Consider the following 19,551-nt stretch of genomic DNA (forward strand, 5'->3'; position numbering starts at 1 on the left):
GGTCAGGTTCGACCGACGCGAACGCAGGACGATGCACCAGCGTGAATTCTAATCCCATCAATCCCGAAAATCGTGTCGATCCTGTCTATTGTCGGGATCGATGGAGGATATAGCGTCGACGGCTACCAGCCGCCGGACGGCTTCACGCTGCCCGTGCCGCCGAGACGAACAGCCAAGCCCCAGCCAGATAGGCCGCCGCGATCACGCCGGCCGCCGCCTGTTCGGGCAGCCAGTGACCCGGGCCGAGCAGCAGCACCAGGGTCGCGCAGATGAGCAGGGTCGCGCCGCCGATGGACTTGAGCATGGCCCCGGAGGCCGTGGCCTGATGCTCCCGGACCTGAGCCTGATCGAACTTGGCACTGCGCACCTGCTTGTCGTAGGCCATGAGCATCCGATAGGCGATCAACGGCAGCTCAGGGGCCTGATCGGCAACCGAGTAGAGATTGCGCTTGGTGCGGTCGAACAGCCCCTTCAGCCCGACCTGATCCTTCATCCAGCGTTCCATATAGGGCTTGGCCGTGGTCCAGAGATCGAGTTCGGGATAGAGCTGACGTCCCAGTCCCTCGATGTTGAGCAGGGTCTTCTCCAACAACACGAGCTGCGGCTGGATCTCCATGTCGAAACGGCGCGCGGTCTGGAACAGCCGCACCAGGAAGTGACCGAACGAGATCTCGGCCAGCGGTTTTTCGAAAATCGGCTCACTGACGGTACGGATCGCCGCCTCGAATTCGTCGACCCGGGTGCCGGGCGGCACCCAGCCGGACTCGACATGCAGTTCGGCCACGCGCCTGTAGTCGCGCTCGAAGAAGGCGAGCAGGTTCTCGGCCAGATAGCGCTGATCCTCGGTCGTGAGCGTGCCGACGATGCCGAAGTCGATCGAGATATAGCGCCCCGACGGCTCGACGAAGATGTTGCCCGGATGCATGTCGGCGTGGAAGAAGTTGTCGCGGAACACCTGGGTGAAGAAGATCTCCACCCCGCGCTCGCCGAGCTGCTTCATGCTCACGCCCTGGGCCTTGAGTTTGTCGACCTCCCCGACCGGCGTGCCGTAGATGCGCTCCATCACCATGACGTTCGGCCGGGTCCAGTCCCAGTAGACCTCGGGGATGTAGAGCATCTCGCTGCCGAGCCAGTTGCGGCGCAGTTGCGAGGCATTGGCCGCCTCGCGCTGGAGATCCAGCTCGTCGTAGATGGTCTTCTCGTACTCGCGCACCACCTCGACCGGACGCAGACGGCGTCCGTCCTTCCAATAACGCTGCGCCAGATGCGCCACGGCATACATCAGGCTCAGATCCTGACGGATGGTACGCTCGATGCCGGGACGCAGCACCTTGACCACGACCTCGGTGCCGTCCTTCAGGCGCGCGGTATGCACCTGCGCGATCGAGGCCGAGGCCAGCGGCACCGGATCGAACTGATCGAGCACCTCTTCGATCGGTCGGCCCCAAGCCTTCTCGATCAGGGCGCGCGCCGCCTCGCCGCCGAAGGGCGGGACGCGATCCTGGAGCTTGGCCAGTTCCACCGCCAGATCATCGGGCAGCAGATCGCGCCGGGTCGAGAGGATCTGTCCGAACTTGACGAAGATCGGTCCCAGATCCTCCAGCACCAGCCGCACGCGCGCCGGATAGGGCGGCAGGTCGCGTTTGACCCAGTGCCAGGGCAGCAGATATTTGATCCAGCGCAGCGGCCGGAACAGATGGGTGGCGAGAATGACTTCGTCGAGACCGTGACGGAGCAGAACCCAATTGATGCGAAACAGACGCAGCGCCTGACGTGGACCCATCATGACTGGCGACCGGTCTCCTGAGCCTGTTTGGCGAGACGCTTGATCCGTGCGGCCAGACGCTCGACATCGTCGCGCAGGGTGTCGACCTGATTCAGGAACGCCTCGACCTCGTAGCGGGTCGGCAGCAGACGGCGTTCCTCTTGCAGATATTCGGTGAGATTGGCCATCATCGAGGCCGAGGTGCGCCGGCTCCAGTGCTCGGCCTCGCGCACCCGGTTGCCGACCTGACGCGCGAAGGGATCGCCGATGACGCGCGCCAGTTGTTCTTCCCAATCCACGTTCAGCCGCGCCAGCGCCGCGCTGAAGTCCTGGGCGAGCGCGGTGTCGCCCGAGATCTCGACCTCGCCGGAGACGAGCGAGGTCTCCTTGCGCTCGGCCATGCCCAGACGCGCCAGACCCAGCGGCGAGCCCTGGATCAGACAGTCCGGCTCGGCGTCATAGGCGCCGAAGAGTTGCAGACCGCGCGCGCCCGGAATGACGGTGATGCGGGTGCCGAAGCCCTTGACCTCGATGGCGATGATCCGCCCTTCGAGCGGATCGAAGGCGGCCGCGCCCTCGGGATCGAGCGCGAGATAGCGGTTGAGCGCCTGCTCGACGACCGCGAGCAGCGCATCCGGGATCTGGAGGCCGTCCGCGCTCATAGCTTGTACCCGCGATGGATGGCGACGATGCCGCCGGTATAGTTGAAGTATTCGCAACGCTCAAAGCTGGAGGCTTCCATCATCGAGCGCAGCGTCTCCTGATCCGGATGCATACGGATCGACTCGGCCAGATAGCGGTAGCTCTCGGAATCATTGGCCACCAGCTTGCCCAGCGTCGGCAGGACCGAGAAGGAGTAAGCGTCGTAGACCTTGCTCAGCGACTTGGTGGTCGGATGCGAGAACTCCAGGATCAGCGCCCGCCCGCCCGGCTTCAGCACCCGGAACATCTCGTCGAGCGCCTTCTGCTTGTGGGTGACGTTGCGCAGACCGAAACCGATGGTGACACAGTCGAACAGATCACTTTCAAAAGGGATCTGCTCGGCGTTGACCAGACTGTACCGGATATTGCCGACCCGACCGCGATCGAGCATCCGGGTCCGACCCTCGCCGAGCATGGCGGCGTTGATGTCGGTCATCACCACCAGCCCGTCCGGACCGACCAGACCCGAAAAGCGATAGGCCAGATCGCCGGTGCCCGAGGCCAGATCCAGCACCCGCTGCCCACGACGCACGCCCGATAGCTCGATCGCATGGCGTTTCCAGAGCCGATGGATGCCGAGCGACATCAGATCGTTCATCACATCGTAGCGGGTCGCGACCGAGTCGAAGACCTCGCGCACGCGCTTGGCCTTCTCCTGGACCGGCACCTGCTGATAGCCGAAATCGGTGGTGTTCTGATCGGACATGCTGTATCCCGGTGACGAATTGGGGTTCATGGGCGCGCACGCCCACGGCGATGGGCGCCTATCTTAAACCGTCGCAGTGGATCTTGGGTGATTGGCGCGCTCGTGGCTCGATCAGGACTGGAGTACTTTACGCGGATGGCCGGTCTGCTCGAGCTCGTCGAGATAGGCGTTCCAGCGCTGCTCGTACTCGGCGCCGAGGCGGTAGAGATAGTCCCAGGAATAGATACCGGTGTTGTGCTCGTCGTCGAAGTGCAGACAGACGGCATAGTTGCCGACCGGCTCGATGCGGTCGATGCCGACGTCTTCCTTGCCGACCTGGAGCACGCGCTCGTCGGGGCTATGACCCTGGACTTCCGCAGAGGGCGAATAGACGCGCAGATATTCGCACGGCAGCTTGAAGCGGGTGCCGTCCTCGTAGGCGATTTCGAGCACGCGGGATTGACGGTGCAGATTCAACTCTGTGGGTACTGGCATGATGTCTCGAATCCGTGGTCGGTGGTCTGGAACTAGAGGATGTAACGCGACAGATCCTCGTCGGCGGCGAGATCGGCCATGTTCTGGTCGACATAGGCGGCGTTGATGGTCACGGTCACGCGGTCGAGTTCGGTGGCGTTGTAGGAGACATCCTCCAGCAACCGCTCCAGGACCGTGTGCAGACGCCGCGCGCCGATGTTCTCGGTCTTCTCGTTGACCTGCCAGGCGATCTCGGCGATACGGCGGATGCCGTCCTCGGTGAACTCCAGGTTCACGCCCTCGGTGGCCAGCAGCGCCTTGTACTGGTCGGTGAGCGAGGCGTCCGGCTCGGTGAGGATGCGCACGAAGTCGTCCGTGCTCAGGGCCTTGAGCTCGACCCGGATCGGCAGTCGGCCCTGGAGTTCGGGGATCAGGTCCGAGGGCTTGGACAGATGGAAGGCGCCCGAGGCGATGAACAGGATATGGTCGGTGCGCACCGCGCCATGCTTGGTCGAGACCGTACTGCCCTCGACCAGCGGCAGCAGGTCGCGCTGCACGCCCTCGCGCGAGACGTCGACGCCGCTGGTGCCTTCGCGCTTGGCGACCTTGTCGATCTCGTCGATGAAGACGATGCCGTTCTGCTCGACGTTCTCCAGGGCGCGCAGTTTCATCTCTTCGTCGTTGACGCGCTTGGCGGCTTCCTCATCCTTCAGCAGTTTACGCGCGTCGCGGATGCGCAGCTTGCGCCGCTTGGTGCGGCTCTGACCGAGATTCTGGAACAGGCTCTGGAGCTGGTTCGACATCTCTTCCATGCCGGGCGGGGCCATGATCTCGACCCCGAGCGGCGCGGCCGAGACCTGGATCTCGATCTCGCGATCGTCCATGTCGCCGGAGCGCAGTTTGGCGCGCAGCTTTTCGCGCGTGGTCGAGCTGACCGTCGAGCGGCCGTCTTCCTCGAAGTTCGACGGCGGCGGCAGCAGCACGTCGAGAATCCGCTCCTCGGCGGCGGCTTCGGCGAGATCGGCGAGCTTGGCCATCTCCTGCTCGCGCGCCATCTTCACGCCGATGTCGGTCAGATCGCGGATGATCGAATCGACATCGCGTCCGACATAGCCGACTTCGGTGAACTTGGTCGCCTCGACCTTGATGAAGGGCGCGTTGGCGAGCTTGGCCAGCCGGCGGGCGATCTCGGTCTTGCCCACACCGGTCGGGCCGATCATGAGGATGTTCTTGGGCGTGATCTCGGAGCGCATCGGCTCTTCGATCTGGGCGCGGCGCCAGCGATTGCGCAGCGCGATGGCCACGGCGCGCTTGGCGTCACTCTGGCCGACGATGTGTTTGTCGAGTTCGGCGACGATGCGTTGGGGGGTGATTTCAGACATGGAAGCTGCTGGTCGATTGGGCCGGCCGGGGATTGTCGGTTGTCGTCAGTGTGAACACACGGATTTGGGCGACGGCTGGAGCGGATCCGGTCAATCCGTCTTGGCGTCCAACTCCTCGATGACGAGATTGTGGTTGGTGTAGACGCAGATGTCGGCGGCGATGTGGAGACTCTTTTCGACGATCTCGCGCGCCGGGAGTTCGGTGTTCGCGACCAGGGCGCGCGCGGCCGAGAGCGCGAATGAACCGCCCGAGCCGATGGCCATGATGTCCTGCTCGGGTTCGATGACGTCGCCCGTGCCGGAGAGGATGAGCGAGGTGGCGGCGTCGGCGATGCACAGCAGGGCTTCGAGCCGGCGCAGCATGCGGTCGGTGCGCCAGTCCTTCGCCATCTCGACCGCCGCGCGGGTCAGGTGGCCCTGATGTTTTTCGAGCTTGCCCTCGAAGCGCTCGAACAGGGTGAAGGCGTCGGCCGTGGCTCCGGCGAAGCCGGCCAGCACCCGCCCCTTGTAGAGCCGGCGCACCTTGCGCGCATTGCCCTTCATGACGGTCGGGCCGAGCGAGACCTGACCGTCGCCGCCGATCACGACCGTGTCGCCGCGTCGTACCGAGAGGATTGTCGTACCGCGAAGATTTTCCATTGAGCTTGACTGCCGAACACTGGATTGCGGATATCTTAATCGAAAAGCACCGCGATCCCGAAACGCGATCGTTGGCGATCAGTGGCTACGAAGCGCGCCGATAGTCGGCACGCGAGCCGGTCAGATCCCAGGCGAAGGTGCAATCCAGATGCGACAGCACCGAGATCAGCCCGCTCTCGCCGTCCTCGATCATGACCGCCACCGGGGCGCGGCGTCCGAACTGCTTGTTGGCGCGCCGCACCCAGAGCTTACGCATCTCGGGATTGCGCGGGAAATAGGTGTGGAGCGCCTGCTCGATACGGTTCAGATAGGCGACACGCCGGTTGACCGCCGGATCGTCGGGAAAGACGTCCTGATCGTGGAAGCGCCCGATGTGGCGAGCCTTGATCGTCTGCGGCAGTTGCAGCAGAACGGCGATGTCGTGCGCCGCCAGTCCCCAGTCCTCCAGGAGTTGCATGGTGCGCCGGGTCAGCAGCAGACGTTCGTCGAGTGTGAGATCGGTCATGGGCAGCCTCTCGATCCTGATGTGTTTACGGTCGTGGACGCGATTCAGTCGTTGAAATGGCGTCGATATGACCGAGTTCCAAGCTCAGGATCGCGTGATGCGCGTGATGCGATCGACCAGCGGGATGAGCCGCACCCGACGCATGATGCGCGCCAGATGATGGCGGCTCCTGACCAGGATGCGGAACTCCAGATCCGTCATCATGCCGTCCTTTTCGATGGTCTGGACGTTCTCGATGTTGGAGCCGAGTTCGGCGATCGCCCCGGCGATCACGGCCAGCACGCCGCGCCGATTGCTGACCTCGACCCGGATCTCGGTGGCGAACTCGCCCTCGGGTTCCCTGGACCACTCGACATCGAGCCGCTTGTCGCGCTTGCCCTCCAGCCCCCCGAGATTACGGCACTCGGCCCGATGGACCACGATCCCGCGCCCCGGACTGAAGACCGCCGTGATGGCATCGCCCGGAATCGGCCGGCAGCAGCGCGCGAAGTTGACCACCATGCCTTCGGTGCCGCGAATCGCCAGCCGATGCGGATGCACGTCCCGATCGTCCCGTTCCGCCGCAGACGCTTCGGACTCCTCACCCTCGACCCCGGCCAGACGCCGTGCGATCAGCGGCGCCAGCCGGTTGCCCAGACCGATCTCGCCGAACAGATCCTCCAGGCTCTCCAGGCCCACCTCCTCCAGATAGGCCGCCAGACGCAGGGGTTCGAGCGTCTCGACCTCGGCACCCAGCGGAGCGAGTTCGGCATTCAGCAGCCGCCGCCCGAGCGCCTGGGCCTCGCGCTGCTTGATGTTCTTGAGATACCCACGGATGTTGACGCGCGCCTTGGCCGTCACCACGAAGTTCAGCCAGCCCGGATTGGGCCGCGCGCCCGGCGCGGTGATGATCTCGACCGTCTGACCATTACGCAGCGGCGTGCTCAGCGGGGCCATGCGCCGGTCGATGCGCGCCGCCACGCAAGTGTTGCCCACGTCCGAGTGGACGGCATAAGCGAAATCGACCACGGTCGCGCCGCGCTTGAGCGAGTGGATACGCCCCTTGGGCGTGAAGACATAGACCTCGCCTGGAAACAGATCGACCTTGACGTGCTCCAGGAACTCGACCGAATTGCCCGCATCACGCTGCATCTCCAGCAGGTTCTGCAACCAGTCGGCGGCGAGCGCGGACGGATTGGCACCGGCGGACTGGCCCCCACTCTTGTACATCCAGTGTGCAGCAATGCCCGATTCGGCCAGACGCTGCATGTCCTCGGTGCGGATCTGGATCTCGATCTGGATGCCCTGCGGCCCGATCAAGGCCGTGTGGAGCGATTGATAGCCGTTGGCCTTGGGGATGGCGATGTAGTCCTTGAAACGTCCCGGAACCGGCTTGTAGAGGTTGTGGACCAGTCCCAGCACCCGATAACAGGTGTCGACCCGGTCGACCGTCACCCGGAAGGCGAAGACGTCGGCCAGTTCGGAGAAACCGCGCGACTTGTCGCGCATCTTGCGATAGATGCCGTAGAGGTGCTTCTGACGCCCCTCGACCCGGCCCGCGATGCCTTCCTGCTGCAAGGCATGACGCAGCGCCGTCTCGACCAGGCCGATCATCTCGACCCGCGTCCCGCCGCCGCGTACCTGGAGGGCGCGTTGGATGACCCGTCGCCGCCACGGCCAGTAGTGCGCGAAGCCCAGATCCTCCAGCTCGATACGGATCCAGTTGATCCCGAGCCGGTTGGCGATCGGGGCGAAGATGTCGAGCGTCTCGCGCGAGATGCGCCGGCAGGCCTCCGGACTCATCGAGTCGAGCGTGCGCATGTTGTGCAGCCGGTCGGCGAGCTTGATCAGGATGACGCGGATGTCGCGCGTCATCGCCAGCAGCATCTTTTGCAGGCTCGCCGCCTGCGCCTCGGCGCGCGACTTGAAGTCCAGCTTGGTGAGCTTGCTGACCCCATCGACCAGCTCGGCGACCTCGGGGCTGAAGGTCTCGGCCAGCTGTGCCTTGTCGACCGACGTGTCCTCGATGACGTCGTGCAGCAGGGCGGCGATCAGACACTGATAGTCCATGCGCATCTCGGCCAGGATGCGCGCGACCGCCAGCGGGTGATAGATGTAGGGCTCGCCCGACTTGCGTTGCTGGCCCTCGTGCGCCTCGGCGCCGAACAGATAGGCGCGATAGCACTCGCTGATCTGCTCGGGCGGCAGATAGCTCTCCAGATAGGCGCAGAAATCGCTGATCAGATAGCGCGTCTCGCCGGCGGGCCGGGGCGGCTCGACGGGCGGCGTCCGGTCCAGAGGTCTGAGCGCCTGAACCTTTTGGACGGGCGCGTCCGGGCCGACCGCGCCCGACTCGGGCCGCGCGGCCGGACGTCTGTCGGCGGTGGCCTCGTCAGTCCTTGGCATCCTTATCGGATTCCGCGTCGTCGGCCTCGGGCGTGGCGGCGGCCGCGAACTCCTGAGCCAGTGCCTGTTCCACGGCCGCCGCCGTGTCGTCCATCTCGCGCTGGGCCTCCTGGATCATGGCTTTGGTGATCTTGCCGGCGGCGATCTCGCGCAGGGCCAGGACGGTCGGCTTGTCGTTCTCCGCCGCCAGTAGCGGTTCGACGCCATTGGCCAGTTGACGCGCACGCTTGGTGGCGAGCAGAACCAGATCGAAACGGTTGTCGACGTGTGCGAGGCAATCCTCGACCGTGATGCGGGCCATGATGGTCTCCTTGTTAAGTAATGGATTCGATGGGGTCGAGCAACGTCGCCAGACGCGGGCGCTGATACGCGAGTCGCTGGCGCTCGGCGGTGACGATCGCCGCCAGCGCCGCGAGCGCGGTCTCGAAGCGGTCGTTGACGACCAGATAACCGTATTCGGCGAAATGGGCCAGCTCGTCGCGGGCCTGGGCCATGCGGCGGGCGATCACGTCGTCACTGTCGGTGCCGCGCCCGCGCAGACGGCGTTCGAGCTCCTCGATGCTCGGCGGCAGCACAAAGAGTCCGATCGCCTCGGGAAAACGCTCGCGCACCTGACGCGCGCCCTGCCAGTCGATCTCCAGGAGCACGTCCCGGCCGGCGTCGAGCCGGCGGCGCACGTCGGCGACGCGGGTGCCGTACAGATTGCCGAAGACTTCGGCGTGCTCCAGGAAGGCGCCCTCGCCGATCTCGCGCTCGAAGCGCTCGCGATCGAGGAAATGGTAGTGGACGCCGTCCTGCTCACCTTCGCGCGCCGGGCGTGTGGTGCAGGACACCGAGAGCGCCAGCCCCGGATCATGTTCGACCAGCGCCTTGACCAGACTGGTCTTGCCCGCACCCGAGGGCGCAGAGACGATGAATAGAAGCCCCGTAGGCTCGGATCGGGATAGGTCGTTCATTCGAGATTCTGTACCTGCTCGCGCATCTGTTCGATCAAGACCTTCATCTCGACCGCCTCGCGGGTGACGGCGACATCGGCCGACTTGGAGCCGAGCGTGTTGGCCTCGCGGTTGAGTTCCTGCATCAGAAAATCGAGCCGGCGACCGACCGGTTCGTCGCGGGTCAGGACATCGAGCACTTCCTCGATATGGGCGCCGAGCCGGTCGAGTTCCTCGTCGACGTCGAGCCGAGCGGCAACCAGGGCGATCTCCTGCTCCAGCCGGGTCGGGTCGAGTTCGGCGCGCAGTTCGGTCAGGCGGTCTGCAAGGCGCTGACGCACGCCGGCCAGCACCTCGGGCAGACGCTCGCGCACCCGCGCGGCGCTCTCGCCCAGACGCTCGCAACGCTCGCGCAGCAATTGGGCTAACCTTGCACCCTCACGCTCGCGGGTCTCCAGCAGCGAATCCAGCGTCTGTTCGAGCAGCGCCAGCGCCTCGGAACCGAGCCGGTCGAGATCGGGCTCGGTCTCCTGCACCACGCCCGGCCAGCGCAGCAGATCGAACGGAGTCGGCTCCTGGGCGCGGCCGGTCAGCGCACCGAGTTCGCGCCCGGCGGCCAGCAGTTGCTCGACGAAGGGCCGGTTGATACGAATCGCGTTCGCTGCGCCCACGGCCGGGGCATAGCGCAGGGTGCAGTCGACCTTGCCGCGCTGGAGACGCGCCGCCAGACGGTTTCGCACCTGGGTGTCGAGTCCGCGCAGCTCCTCGGGCAAGCGGATGTAAGGCTCCAGGAAGCGGTGATTGACCGTGCGCACTTCCCAGGTCAATTCACCAACATCGCCCGTCCGCGACTCGCGGGCGAAGGCCGTCATACTCTTGATCATTGGTTCAGGGGCGTCTCTTGAGGGCGGGGAGCCTGTCTCGGATCGGCGGTCGAATAGAGGACGAATCGCTGCCGACCCGGCCAGACAGGGTTTATCATAAATCAGAACGCAGTATACCGCTCGCACCCCGTCAACGTCCGCGTGGAGATCCATCGTCCCGATCATGGCCGCCGCACGAGAGACGCTCCCACCGGGCACCCAGGTGGGCACCTACCGCATCGTCAAGCCGATCGCCAAGGGCGGCTTCAGCCTCATCTATCTGGCGACCGACGACGACACCGGCGAGGAAGTGGTCATCAAGGAGTACATGCCCAAGAAGCTCGCGCGCCGCGATCGTGACCGGCGCGTGGTGCCGGCAGGCATCGAATATGCCGAGAGCCTCCATCACGGACGCAAGCTGTTCTTCCAGGAGGTCAAGGCGCTGGCGTCGCTGAAACATCCCAACATCGTGCGGGTGCTCGCCTTCTTCCTGGCCAACGACACCGGCTACATGGTGATGCCCAACGAGCGCGGGCGCAATCTGGGGGCCTATCTGCGCGAGCGCAAGGGGGGGCTGAGCACCTCTTTCATCCTGGAGGTCTTCATCCCGGTGCTGGATGCGCTGGCGCTGCTGCACCGGCGCTCCATGGTCCATCTCGACGTCAAGCCCGGCAACATCCATCTGCGTCACGGCAACATGCCCCTGTTGCTCGATCTGGGCGCGGTCCATCCGCTCAATCGCGGTCGCTCGCACGGCGGACAGGTCATCACCGCCGGCTATTCGCCGGTCGAGCAGTATTTCCGTGCCGGTCAGGTCGGCCCCTGGACGGATGTCTACGCCGTGGGGGCCAGCATTCGCACCTGCATGGACGGCCGCACGCCCCAGCCGGCGCCGGAGCGCCAGAAGGAGGACAAGGTCGTTCCGGCCGTCGAGGCGCTCAAGGACCGCTATCCCGACTTCCTGCTCAAGGCGGTCGACTGGTCGATGTCGATGGAACCGGAGAAGCGCCCCCAGGATGCCGAAGAGCTGCTGGTGGCGCTCCTGCCCCATCTCGACGACCCGCATCTGGCGCGGATGCGCGAGGGCGGCGCGGACTGAGTCGCCTGTGGTCGAGCGGGACACATGAACGGCCCGGAGCGGCTCTTTTGGCGACCGGGATAGGCTCGCGGTAGTATCCACGCCATTCCGGCTCTCCTTCCGCCACCGAACCTGGATTCCCGATGAACGAACATCCCCAAACCCAGACGCTGGAACGCGACATCCAGCTCTACACCGCCCTGCTGGGTGAGGTGCTGCGCGAGCACAGCCGCAAGCGCGTACTGGTGGTCGTGGAGCGTCTGCGCGACGGCTTCATGCAGTTGCGCGAGCAGGAAGACCCCGAGCTGCGCCAGAAGCTGATGAAGCGCATCGAGAGCCTCGACCCGCAGACGCTCGCCGAGGTCATCCGTGCCTTCACCATTTACTTCGGGCTGGTGAACGTGGCCGAGGAACTGAACGCGCATCTGGCGCGCATGGACATGATCGCTGCCGGCCGGCGGCTGTGGGTCGGTTCGTTCGACGACACGGTGCGCCGATTCAAGGAGGACGGCGTCAGTCCCGAGCACTTCCAGAGTCTGCTGGAGCATCTGATCTATCTGCCGGTCTTCACCGCCCATCCGACCGAGGCGCGTCGCCGGACCATTTCGGAGACCTTCAGACGCATCTTCCTCGCCGGACAGGATCTGCACCGGCTCAAGCTCAACGAGGAGGAGCTGGAGGACAAGCTCCAGGAGATCCTGACCCAGATCCAGATCCTGTGGAAGACCGACGAGGTGCGCGTCCACAAGCCGCAGGTGACGGACGAGATCCGGCGCGGGCTGTACTTTTTCCGCGAATCGCTGTTCGAGGCCGTGCCCAAGGTCTACCGTTTCCTGGAGAAGGCGGTGCGGCGCAACTATGGCGCCGGCTGCGGCATCCGGGTGCCGAGCTTTATCCGCTTCGGTTCCTGGATCGGCGGCGACCGCGACGGCAATCCCTTCGTCAAGCCCGAGACCACCGAGCTGGCGGTGCGCATGCACGCCGAGCTGATCCTGGAGGCCTATCTGGAGCGTCTCCAGGATCTGAGCCGGATGCTCAGTCATTCGAGCGCGCTCTGCCGGCCCTCGCCGGCCTTTCTCGACAGTCTCGATGCCGACGAGGAATACTGGGTCGGGGTCATGGGGCAGCGTCAGCGACGTTTTCTCTATGAGCCGTATCGGCGCAAGCTGGCGATGATGGGGCATCGGCTCCGGACCAATCTCGACCGGATCCGCCGGCGCATGGAGGGACTCAGCGACGATGGGCTACCGGACGGCTATGCCGGCGAGTCCGTCCTCCTCGCCGATCTGCATCTGATCCGCGACTCGCTCATCCACCACGGCGACGCCGGCGCGGCGGCCGGTCCGCTACAGGATCTCATCCGACTGGTCGAGACCTTCGGCTTTCATCTGGTCCATCTCGACATCCGTCAGGAGTCGACCCGTCACACCCAGGCCGTCACCGAGCTCTTCGCGCGTCAGCCCGGCGCGCCCTTCTATCAGGCGTTCAGCGAGGAACAACGGCTGATGGCGCTCGCCGAGGCCATCGCCCATCCGCATCCCTTCGTCATCGACAAGGCCACACTCACCCCGGAGACGCGCGAGACGCTGGAGACCTTCGAGGTCATCGCCCGGATGCGCGCCGAGGTCGGCGAGCGGGTGTTCGGGCAGTACGTCATTTCGATGACCCATGCCGCCAGTCATGTGATGGAGGTGATGCTGCTGGCGCGTCTGGCCGGACTGGTCGGTCTGGACAATCAGGGCTGGTTCTGCACCCTCCAGGTTTCGCCGCTGTTCGAGACCATCGAGGATTTGAGCCACATCGATCGGGTGATGAGTACGCTGTTCGATGATCCGACCTATCTGGCGCTGCTGCGCGCCTCGGGCAATCAGCAGGAGGTGATGCTCGGCTATTCCGACTCGTGCAAGGACGGCGGCATCCTGGCGTCGAGCTGGAAGCTGTTCGAGGCGCAGAAGAAGGTCATCGCGCTGGCCGACGATCGGGGCGTGGCCTGTCGCCTGTTCCACGGGCGCGGCGGCACGGTCGGGCGCGGCGGCGGCCCGACCCATGAGGCGATCCTCGCCCAGCCGGTCGATACCGTGCATGGTCAGATCAAGTTCACCGAGCAGGGCGAGGTGTTGTCCTACCGTTATGCCAATCCGGAGACGGCGCGCTATGAGCTGACCATGGGCATCAGCGGACTGATCAAGGCCAGCCGCTGTCTGATCGAGCCGCCCGAGCCGGAACGCAACGACTATCTGGCGATCATGGACGAGCTGGCGCGTCACGGCGAGGCGGCCTATCGAGCTCTGGTGCGTGATACCGAAGGGTTCCTCGATTATTTCTACGAATGCACGCCGCTCGACGGCATCGCGCTTTTGAACATCGGTTCGCGTCCGGCGCATCGCAAGAAGGCCGACCGCTCGCTGTCGTCGATCCGCGCCATTCCCTGGGTGTTCGGCTGGGGGCAGGCGCGGGTGACGTTGCCGGCCTGGTTCAGCATCGGGCAGGCCATCGAGCGTTATCGCGGCCATGACCTCGAACGGCTGGCCAAGCTCCAGCGCATGTATCAAGACTGGCCCTATTTCCGGGCGCTGCTCTCCAATACGCAGATGTCGCTGTTCAAGGCCGAGATGCACATCGCGCGCGAATATCTGCGCCTGGCCGAGGATCGCGAGCGCGCGGCTCAGATTCTGGGGCTGATCGAGGAGGAATATCAGCGGACCCTGGTTCAGGTGCTCAATGTCGCCGGTCTGCACGCGCTCATGGACGAGACCCCGGAGCTGCGTCACTCGCTCGCCCGGCGCAATCTCTATCTGGATCCGTTGAACCATATCCAGGTCGCGCTGCTGGAGCGCTATCGCTCGGAGGAGGACGAGGCACGGCGCGAGGAATGGCTCGATCCGCTACTGCGCTCGATCAATGCGCTGGCGGCCGGGATGCGGAATACGGGGTGATGAGCCGCGGGTCGATTTGGCGATCCCGGTTTGCAGTTCGTGCAGCACGATCGCGGAAATGCCTACTTGCTTGGGGGGCGTGGCCAGCAGGCGCTCGGCCACTCGACCTTGCCCCTTGAAGAAGTAGATCAGTGTGTTGGTGTCCGGCAGATACATCAGAACGGCTCGCGCCGGAGATCTGCACCCTGACCACCGCGCAACGCCTCGGCATCGGGGAAATCGGGCCAGGCCCCGGCCGGTCGGCGGACCTCCTCGGGCCATTCGGTGGCGGTCCTCTCACGCACCAGCTCGGCGATCCAGCGACTGACGGGTACGCCCCGGCTCCCGGCCGATGCCTTCAAGCGCGATTCGGTTTCGTCATCGAGGTAGATAGTCACCTGCCCCATGGGCGATCTCCACGTTAGAAATCATATGCCCAATTATACTGATCTGCGTCGAACCGTGCGGAGGCGCCCGGCGTTCAAATACGATAGGGCGCAAAGAGAAAGACCCAGGTGAGCCCGAGCAGTCCGACCAGCGTTGACCCCAGGGCGAGCCTGTAGGTCCGTCGCCAGCCGGCATTGGCCTTGCGCGTGATCCGGAAGTCCTCGACATGGATGGTCTCGCAGGCGCCGTTGCCCATGTCGTCGCGCGTGATGCTGGTGCCGCGCTGGAAACCGCCGTCGTGCGAATAGGCGGCCAGTTGGCCGCGCAGATAGATCTGGTCGCCGACCTCTGCGGACTTGATCGCCTGCTGCACGAAGCCGACGTGACTGAGCAGATGGTTGTTGGAGAGCTGATTCCAGGCGAAGTCCTGCGCTGCCTGGGGGTCGTCGGTCGAGATCCAGCAGGTCCAGGTGCTGTTTTTGTAGCGCATGGCACGGAAGACATCGCCGGCGACATTCTCGCCCCAGACCACGCACAGGTCGCGGATGTTGATGAAGTCCTGCCAGTCCTTGGTGTGGTAGATGTCCCAGAAGACGTCGCTGTCGTGCAGACTGACCACCACGCCATCGAGTTCGTAGTCGAACTTCGGCTCGATGCGATAACGAATGCCCTCGGCCTCGATCTCGAACGGCTCGGTGAGGGTGCGCGTCTGACGCGGCTCGACCAGCCGTTCGAGATCATAGAACTCGGGCGGCGGAAACCGATCCTTCTTCCAATGGCTCCAGATCGCCAGACCCAGACTGGCCAGGAAGAACAGCAGAAAGAGCTGCTTGATCAGCCGCCAGGGAAACCCTGGTTCATCGAGCGAGACCGAACGCATCGAGATACCCCCGTGCACCGACATCGAGCCGATAGTCGTTCACCGCCTCGCGCAAGACCTCGGGCGCCAGCGGCTCGCGCAGGGTCTGCTCCATGGCCCGCGCCAGCGCCTCGACGTCGCCGACCGGAACCAGCGGACCATAGCGCCCGTCCTGGAGGATCTCGCGCGGCCCGCTGCGACAGTCGGTCGCGACCACGGGCACGCCGAGTGCCAGTGACTCGGTCAGGACGTTGGGCGAGCCCTCCCAGCGCGAGGACAGCACGAACAGCCCCGCACGCGCCAGGAAGCGATACGGATTGGGATCGAACCCGTGCAGATCGACCGCCCCGCCGACACCCAATTCTTCCGCCAGCCGCTGGAGCCGCTCGCGCTGGCGTCCCTGACCGAGGATGAGCAGCCGGCAGGGGCGCTGCCGCTGTACCAGGGCGAAGGCACGGATGAGCGTCGTGAAATCCTTCTGGAGCCGCAGACCGCCGACACCCATGATCACCGGCGGCTCACCGGGCGCGAACCAGGGATGATCGAGCGGCGCGTGTGCGTTCTGCTCCAGCTCCGGGGTGATGTTGGGATTGCGCACGACCCGGATGCGATCGAGTGCAAGCCCAGTGATCGCGGCGACGTCCTCGGCCACGCCGCGCGAGACGGCGATGACGCCGTCGGCACGCCGGTAGAGCGCACTCAGCTGACGCCGCTCCCACCAGCGCTTGAGCGGATTGCGCCCACGCGCGTTCCAGCGCTCGGACTGGGTGGTGCCCGGACGCAGGAAATAGCGCGTGTCGCCGGACTGGGACGCCTTGACGGCGAGCGCGACCCGATCGTCGTCGGTCTTGGCCGTGAGCACGATCGCCGGGCGCTCGCGTTCGACATAGTCGTGCAGGAAGCGGCGGCGCGCGCGTCGGTCGCGCTCGGTCAGATGATGCAGACGCACGCTCGCCGGCAGCGTATCCAGATAGGGCGCGTCGGGCGGACCGACCACGAAGTCGACCGTGAAGCCCTGTTCGGCGATGCCGTGCGCGATGTTGGTCATCATGCGCTCCACGCCGCCATCGCCGAAGCTCGGCAGGAACAGACAGACGGGGCGCGACCGGCAGACGTCGGCGGTCGGCGTCGACTCTGGATTTGGCACGGATTCGGCTGACACGGCGACGGATCTCCATCCAGGCGGCGCGCGGCCGCGTCGAGTTGAGCCTGAAGGGCTGACGGCAAAGCGTCTACAAACCAGGCGGAGCACACTATTATAGCGGCTCCAGCGCCCTCCCCGTCCGCCACCCACGCGAGAATCCGCATGTCATCGACGCTCGACCGCTCACTTCCGCTCGTGCCCCCGGATGGCGTGGAGCGTCTCGGTCTGTTCGGACTCTATCTGTTCGCCGTCTTCGGCTGGCTCGGGACGACGCCCGCCACGCTCGGGCTGGCGCTGCTGACCCTGGCCTTCGTGCTGCACCGCCCGGATTGGCATGCGCTCGGTCGCGATCCGGTCGTGCGGCTGAGCCTGATCCTGATCGGTTTTCTGATCGTCCACAGCCTCGTCCTGGCCGGCCTGGCGCCCAGCACTGAACGGGCGGCGACCATCCTCGGCGGCGGCGGGGACTGGCTCAAGCTGATGCTCTTCATCCCGCTCGCCCACTGGTGCGCCGGTCGGCCCGAGCGGGTGCGCGGACTGCTGCTGCTCGCCGCGCTGGGATTCACGCTTGCGGTGCTGCGCAAGATCGACTGGGCGAACTTCGGACTGGAATTCTTCTCGACCCGCTTCGAGTCCTATCTGCCGGCGATCGCCTTCGGCATGTTCACCGGACTGGGCGCGCTCGGAATCATCGTCCTGCGTCAGGCATTCTGGGGACGCTTCGCGTCGGGCCGGCTGCGTCGCCTGGGCGTGACGCTCTGGGCGTTCTGGCTGCTGTTCATGCTCGAAGGGCTTTTGCTATCGCAGTCGCGCGGCTCCTGGCTGGCCTTTATTGGTGCACTGGCGCTGCTGGTCGTCCTCGAATGGCGCGCACACTCGGCCGCGACGGGCGCCCGGATCAGACGTCAGGGCTACCGACTCATCCTGCCCGTCGTCGGACTGGCGCTGCTCGGCGGACTGCTGGTACAGACCGAGATCGTTCAAAAACGCTTCACCGAACACACGGGCACCGTGCTCGAGATCGCGCGCGGTGAGACATCCGCCGTGGAGTCCGACCCCGTGGGACTGCGCTTCAAGGCCCTGCTGTTCGCGCGCGACACCTGGAGCGAGCGACCCTGGTTCGGCTGGGGCGCCGGCACCAGTCGCGAGCTGATCGCCGACAGCGGACGTCCCGAGGCGCTGTTCGACCACGACCACTGGCTGCCGCATCTGCACAACACCTATGCCGAGATCCTGGTCCAGTTCGGCCTCGTCGGTCTGATCCTGATGACGGCCCTGGTCTGGACACTCGCACGCTCCGGTTTCAGGGCCGGCCGCGCCGGACGCCTGCCCGCCGATCTCGGGCGCTTCTATCTGGCGGCGCTCGTCTTCGTGCTGATCTGGTGTCTGTTCAACTATCGCGTCGTGCGCACCGACTGGCTGTTCTTCTGGATCCTGGTCGCCGGCACCCTGCATGGACTCAGTCATGGGGCCGACACGCCCTCCCCCAAGACTCAGGCCCAGGCCGGCAGCCCCATGGCGTCGAGATAGGCGCTGGTCGCGGCCTCGATCTCGAAGCGGCGAGCCGCCCGCTGGAGTTCCTCACGCGGAAGCGGGTCGTCGAGCGTGGCGCTCATGGCCTCGGCCAGCGCCGCGTCGTCGCCGACCGGCACCAGGGGTCCATAGCGCCCGTCATCCAGGATCTCGCGCGGACCGCTCGGACAGTCGGTCGAGACCACGGGCGTACCGACCGCCAGCGCCTCGACCGGCACGAAGGGCAGTCCTTCCCAGCGCGATGAGAAGGCGAAGAGCGCGGCATGGGCCATGTAGGCATAGGGCTGGGGTACGAAACCGGGAAGCGCGAAGTCCTCTCCGACCCCTAGGCTCGCGGCCAGCGCCAGCAGGCGTTCGCGATGCCGTCCCTCGCCGAGGATCATGAGCCGCACCGGACGCCGCGCGCGCAGACGGGCGAAGGCGCGCACGAGCGTGGCGAAGTCCTTGCGCCCGCAGAGTTCACCGACACTCAGGATCAGCGGCGGCTGTCCGGGCGCGAACCAGGGATGATCCGGCACCGGCAGGGCTTGGTCGAACAGACGCGCCGGCACCACGGGCGAGGGCACGGCCCGGATGCGTGCACGCTCCAGCCCGGTATAGGCCGCCATGTCGTCGGCGGCCCCGAGACTCGGCACCAGCACGCGATCGGCGAAGCGATACAGCAGCCCCATCGATCGGCGCTGGACCCAGCGGTCGAGCACGCCGCGCGAGTCCAGATCCACCGAGATGGTGATCCCGGAACGCAGGATCAGCCGCGTCGGCGTACCGGCCAGGGCGCGTGCCGCCAAGGCCAGCCGGTTGACGCGGTCCTTGTCCGAGAGCATGACCGCCGGACGCTCGCGGCGCAGATAGCGCACCACGGCCGGCAGCGCCATCAGTGTGTGCGCCGTCCCGAGATCGACGATGCGCGGCAACGGATCACAGTGTTCGAGATGCGGCCCATGCTCGCGGACCTTGAGCAGATCGACCCGATAGCCGCGTCCGATGAGCGCCGGCAGCAGATGGCGCGCGAGCCGATCGACGCCGCTGTGACCGGAGGTGGAGAGAAAACAGGCGATGCGGGGTGGCTGTGACATGGCGCCGATCTTAATCGTCTCATCGGCGCGGCGCGACTGCTGCGATCGAACGTCCGCCCGGGCCTTTGGTCTCTGGGTGGAACTTGACCGATTCCGGAGCCCCAGCTACCCTCGAAACTCCAAACATCCTGGGCGGTGCCATGGCGCTCGAATGCCCGATCGCTCCCCGTCCGCGGATGGTCGGAATCGACCCAAGCCCGCTCGCGCCGCTCGCCGGCTGGGGC

The 19,551-nt window shown here is 65.6% G+C and carries 18 protein-coding genes and 1 pseudogene; 3 read left to right on the forward strand and 16 right to left on the reverse strand.

Annotation, left to right across the window (positions count from 1 at the left end; all coding sequences use genetic code 11):
* Window positions 1–142: 142 nt before the first annotated feature.
* The 11 genes from ubiB to Atep_RS14310 form a co-directional block, all read right to left on the reverse strand.
* The gene (ubiB, locus tag Atep_RS14260) at window positions 143–1,786 is read right to left on the reverse strand and encodes a ubiquinone biosynthesis regulatory protein kinase UbiB (protein ID WP_213379111.1); all 1,644 of its coding nucleotides are present in this window, start codon (window positions 1,784–1,786) and stop codon (window positions 143–145) included.
* A complete protein-coding gene (locus tag Atep_RS14265) occupies window positions 1,783–2,427 on the reverse strand; it encodes a ubiquinone biosynthesis accessory factor UbiJ (RefSeq protein WP_213379112.1) in 645 nt (214 codons plus the stop codon). The genes ubiB and Atep_RS14265 overlap by 4 nt, the downstream gene beginning before the upstream one ends.
* Complete coding sequence (gene ubiE, locus Atep_RS14270; protein ID WP_213379113.1) at window positions 2,424–3,173, reverse strand: bifunctional demethylmenaquinone methyltransferase/2-methoxy-6-polyprenyl-1,4-benzoquinol methylase UbiE; 750 nt, start codon at window positions 3,171–3,173, stop codon at window positions 2,424–2,426. Before ubiE ends, Atep_RS14265 begins: the two co-directional genes overlap by 4 nt.
* 111 nt (window positions 3,174–3,284) lie before the next feature.
* A complete protein-coding gene (locus Atep_RS14275) occupies window positions 3,285–3,647 on the reverse strand; it encodes a gamma-butyrobetaine hydroxylase family protein (RefSeq protein ID WP_213379114.1) in 363 nt (120 codons plus the stop codon).
* Window positions 3,648–3,679: 32 nt separating this feature from the next.
* Complete coding sequence (gene hslU, locus Atep_RS14280; protein ID WP_213379115.1) at window positions 3,680–5,008, reverse strand: ATP-dependent protease ATPase subunit HslU; 1,329 nt, start codon at window positions 5,006–5,008, stop codon at window positions 3,680–3,682.
* A 90-nt stretch (window positions 5,009–5,098) separates the two neighbouring features.
* Window positions 5,099–5,647, reverse strand: coding sequence for an ATP-dependent protease subunit HslV (hslV, locus tag Atep_RS14285; protein WP_213379116.1), 549 nt, complete (start codon window positions 5,645–5,647; stop codon window positions 5,099–5,101).
* 85 nt (window positions 5,648–5,732) lie between these two features.
* Window positions 5,733–6,152 carry a DUF2384 domain-containing protein gene (locus tag Atep_RS14290; RefSeq protein ID WP_213379117.1) on the reverse strand — a complete coding sequence of 140 codons (420 nt, stop codon included), beginning with the start codon at window positions 6,150–6,152 and terminating at the stop codon, window positions 5,733–5,735.
* Window positions 6,153–6,236: 84 nt separating this feature from the next.
* On the reverse strand, window positions 6,237–8,537 hold the full coding sequence (locus tag Atep_RS14295) for a RelA/SpoT family protein (protein WP_213379118.1): 2,301 nt from the start codon (window positions 8,535–8,537) through the stop codon (window positions 6,237–6,239).
* Window positions 8,524–8,838, reverse strand: a complete 315-nt coding sequence (gene rpoZ, locus Atep_RS14300) for a DNA-directed RNA polymerase subunit omega (RefSeq protein ID WP_213379119.1) — start codon at window positions 8,836–8,838, stop codon at window positions 8,524–8,526. Before rpoZ ends, Atep_RS14295 begins: the two co-directional genes overlap by 14 nt.
* Window positions 8,839–8,851: 13 nt before the next feature.
* On the reverse strand, window positions 8,852–9,493 hold the full coding sequence (gmk, locus tag Atep_RS14305; protein WP_213379120.1) for a guanylate kinase: 642 nt from the start codon (window positions 9,491–9,493) through the stop codon (window positions 8,852–8,854).
* Window positions 9,490–10,356: a YicC/YloC family endoribonuclease gene (locus tag Atep_RS14310; protein WP_213379121.1), complete on the reverse strand. Its 867-nt coding sequence runs from the start codon at window positions 10,354–10,356 to the stop codon at window positions 9,490–9,492. Before Atep_RS14310 ends, gmk begins: the two co-directional genes overlap by 4 nt.
* A gap of 163 nt (window positions 10,357–10,519) precedes the next feature.
* On the opposite strand from Atep_RS14310, the gene Atep_RS14315 reads away from it, so the two are divergent.
* Entirely contained in the window at window positions 10,520–11,434 is a 915-nt protein-coding gene (locus Atep_RS14315; protein WP_213379122.1) for a serine/threonine protein kinase, read from the forward strand.
* A gap of 122 nt (window positions 11,435–11,556) precedes the next feature.
* The gene (gene ppc, locus Atep_RS14320) at window positions 11,557–14,349 is read left to right on the forward strand and encodes a phosphoenolpyruvate carboxylase (RefSeq protein ID WP_213379123.1); all 2,793 of its coding nucleotides are present in this window, start codon (window positions 11,557–11,559) and stop codon (window positions 14,347–14,349) included.
* A gap of 9 nt (window positions 14,350–14,358) precedes the next feature.
* Here ppc and Atep_RS14325 read toward each other — a convergent pair.
* From Atep_RS14325 to Atep_RS14340, 4 genes and pseudogenes are all read right to left on the reverse strand, one after another.
* A pseudogene (locus tag Atep_RS14325) lies at window positions 14,359–14,508 on the reverse strand (PIN domain-containing protein); the annotation flags it as partial.
* Entirely contained in the window at window positions 14,505–14,735 is a 231-nt protein-coding gene (locus Atep_RS14330; RefSeq protein WP_213379124.1) for a ribbon-helix-helix domain-containing protein, read from the reverse strand. The pseudogene Atep_RS14325 and the gene Atep_RS14330, both read right to left, overlap by 4 nt.
* A gap of 74 nt (window positions 14,736–14,809) precedes the next feature.
* Window positions 14,810–15,619 (reverse strand): hypothetical protein, encoded by an 810-nt coding sequence (locus tag Atep_RS14335; protein ID WP_213379125.1) that lies wholly within the window; start codon window positions 15,617–15,619, stop codon window positions 14,810–14,812.
* The gene (locus tag Atep_RS14340) at window positions 15,573–16,736 is read right to left on the reverse strand and encodes a glycosyltransferase (RefSeq protein ID WP_236786259.1); all 1,164 of its coding nucleotides are present in this window, start codon (window positions 16,734–16,736) and stop codon (window positions 15,573–15,575) included. Before Atep_RS14340 ends, Atep_RS14335 begins: the two co-directional genes overlap by 47 nt.
* A 144-nt stretch (window positions 16,737–16,880) precedes the next feature.
* Between Atep_RS14340 and Atep_RS14345 the strand changes: the two genes are divergently transcribed.
* Window positions 16,881–18,248, forward strand: a complete 1,368-nt coding sequence (locus tag Atep_RS14345; protein WP_213379126.1) for an O-antigen ligase family protein — start codon at window positions 16,881–16,883, stop codon at window positions 18,246–18,248.
* On the opposite strand, the gene Atep_RS14350 is transcribed toward Atep_RS14345, so the two are convergent.
* Window positions 18,212–19,327, reverse strand: coding sequence for a glycosyltransferase (locus tag Atep_RS14350; RefSeq protein WP_213379127.1), 1,116 nt, complete (start codon window positions 19,325–19,327; stop codon window positions 18,212–18,214). The two genes, Atep_RS14345 and Atep_RS14350, sit on opposite strands and share 37 nt — an antisense overlap.
* Window positions 19,328–19,551: the final 224 nt, after the last annotated feature.

This window comes from Allochromatium tepidum (genome assembly GCF_018409545.1).
In the GTDB taxonomy this organism is placed as follows: Bacteria; Pseudomonadota; Gammaproteobacteria; order Chromatiales; family Chromatiaceae; genus Thermochromatium; species Thermochromatium tepidum_A.

Coding starts and splice junctions, on each gene's coding strand:
- ubiB (WP_213379111.1), bottom strand. CDS start 1,786: ATGATGGGTCCACGTCAGGCGCTGCGTCTGTTTCGCATCAATTGGGTT.
- Atep_RS14265 (WP_213379112.1), bottom strand. CDS start 2,427: ATGAGCGCGGACGGCCTCCAGATCCCGGATGCGCTGCTCGCGGTCGTC.
- ubiE (WP_213379113.1), bottom strand. CDS start 3,173: ATGTCCGATCAGAACACCACCGATTTCGGCTATCAGCAGGTGCCGGTC.
- Atep_RS14275 (WP_213379114.1), bottom strand. CDS start 3,647: ATGCCAGTACCCACAGAGTTGAATCTGCACCGTCAATCCCGCGTGCTC.
- hslU (WP_213379115.1), bottom strand. CDS start 5,008: ATGTCTGAAATCACCCCCCAACGCATCGTCGCCGAACTCGACAAACAC.
- hslV (WP_213379116.1), bottom strand. CDS start 5,647: ATGGAAAATCTTCGCGGTACGACAATCCTCTCGGTACGACGCGGCGAC.
- Atep_RS14290 (WP_213379117.1), bottom strand. CDS start 6,152: ATGACCGATCTCACACTCGACGAACGTCTGCTGCTGACCCGGCGCACC.
- Atep_RS14295 (WP_213379118.1), bottom strand. CDS start 8,537: ATGCCAAGGACTGACGAGGCCACCGCCGACAGACGTCCGGCCGCGCGG.
- rpoZ (WP_213379119.1), bottom strand. CDS start 8,838: ATGGCCCGCATCACGGTCGAGGATTGCCTCGCACACGTCGACAACCGT.
- gmk (WP_213379120.1), bottom strand. CDS start 9,493: ATGAACGACCTATCCCGATCCGAGCCTACGGGGCTTCTATTCATCGTC.
- Atep_RS14310 (WP_213379121.1), bottom strand. CDS start 10,356: ATGATCAAGAGTATGACGGCCTTCGCCCGCGAGTCGCGGACGGGCGAT.
- Atep_RS14315 (WP_213379122.1), top strand. CDS start 10,520: ATGGCCGCCGCACGAGAGACGCTCCCACCGGGCACCCAGGTGGGCACC.
- ppc (WP_213379123.1), top strand. CDS start 11,557: ATGAACGAACATCCCCAAACCCAGACGCTGGAACGCGACATCCAGCTC.
- Atep_RS14330 (WP_213379124.1), bottom strand. CDS start 14,735: ATGGGGCAGGTGACTATCTACCTCGATGACGAAACCGAATCGCGCTTG.
- Atep_RS14335 (WP_213379125.1), bottom strand. CDS start 15,619: ATGTCGGTGCACGGGGGTATCTCGATGCGTTCGGTCTCGCTCGATGAA.
- Atep_RS14345 (WP_213379126.1), top strand. CDS start 16,881: ATGTCATCGACGCTCGACCGCTCACTTCCGCTCGTGCCCCCGGATGGC.
- Atep_RS14350 (WP_213379127.1), bottom strand. CDS start 19,327: ATGTCACAGCCACCCCGCATCGCCTGTTTTCTCTCCACCTCCGGTCAC.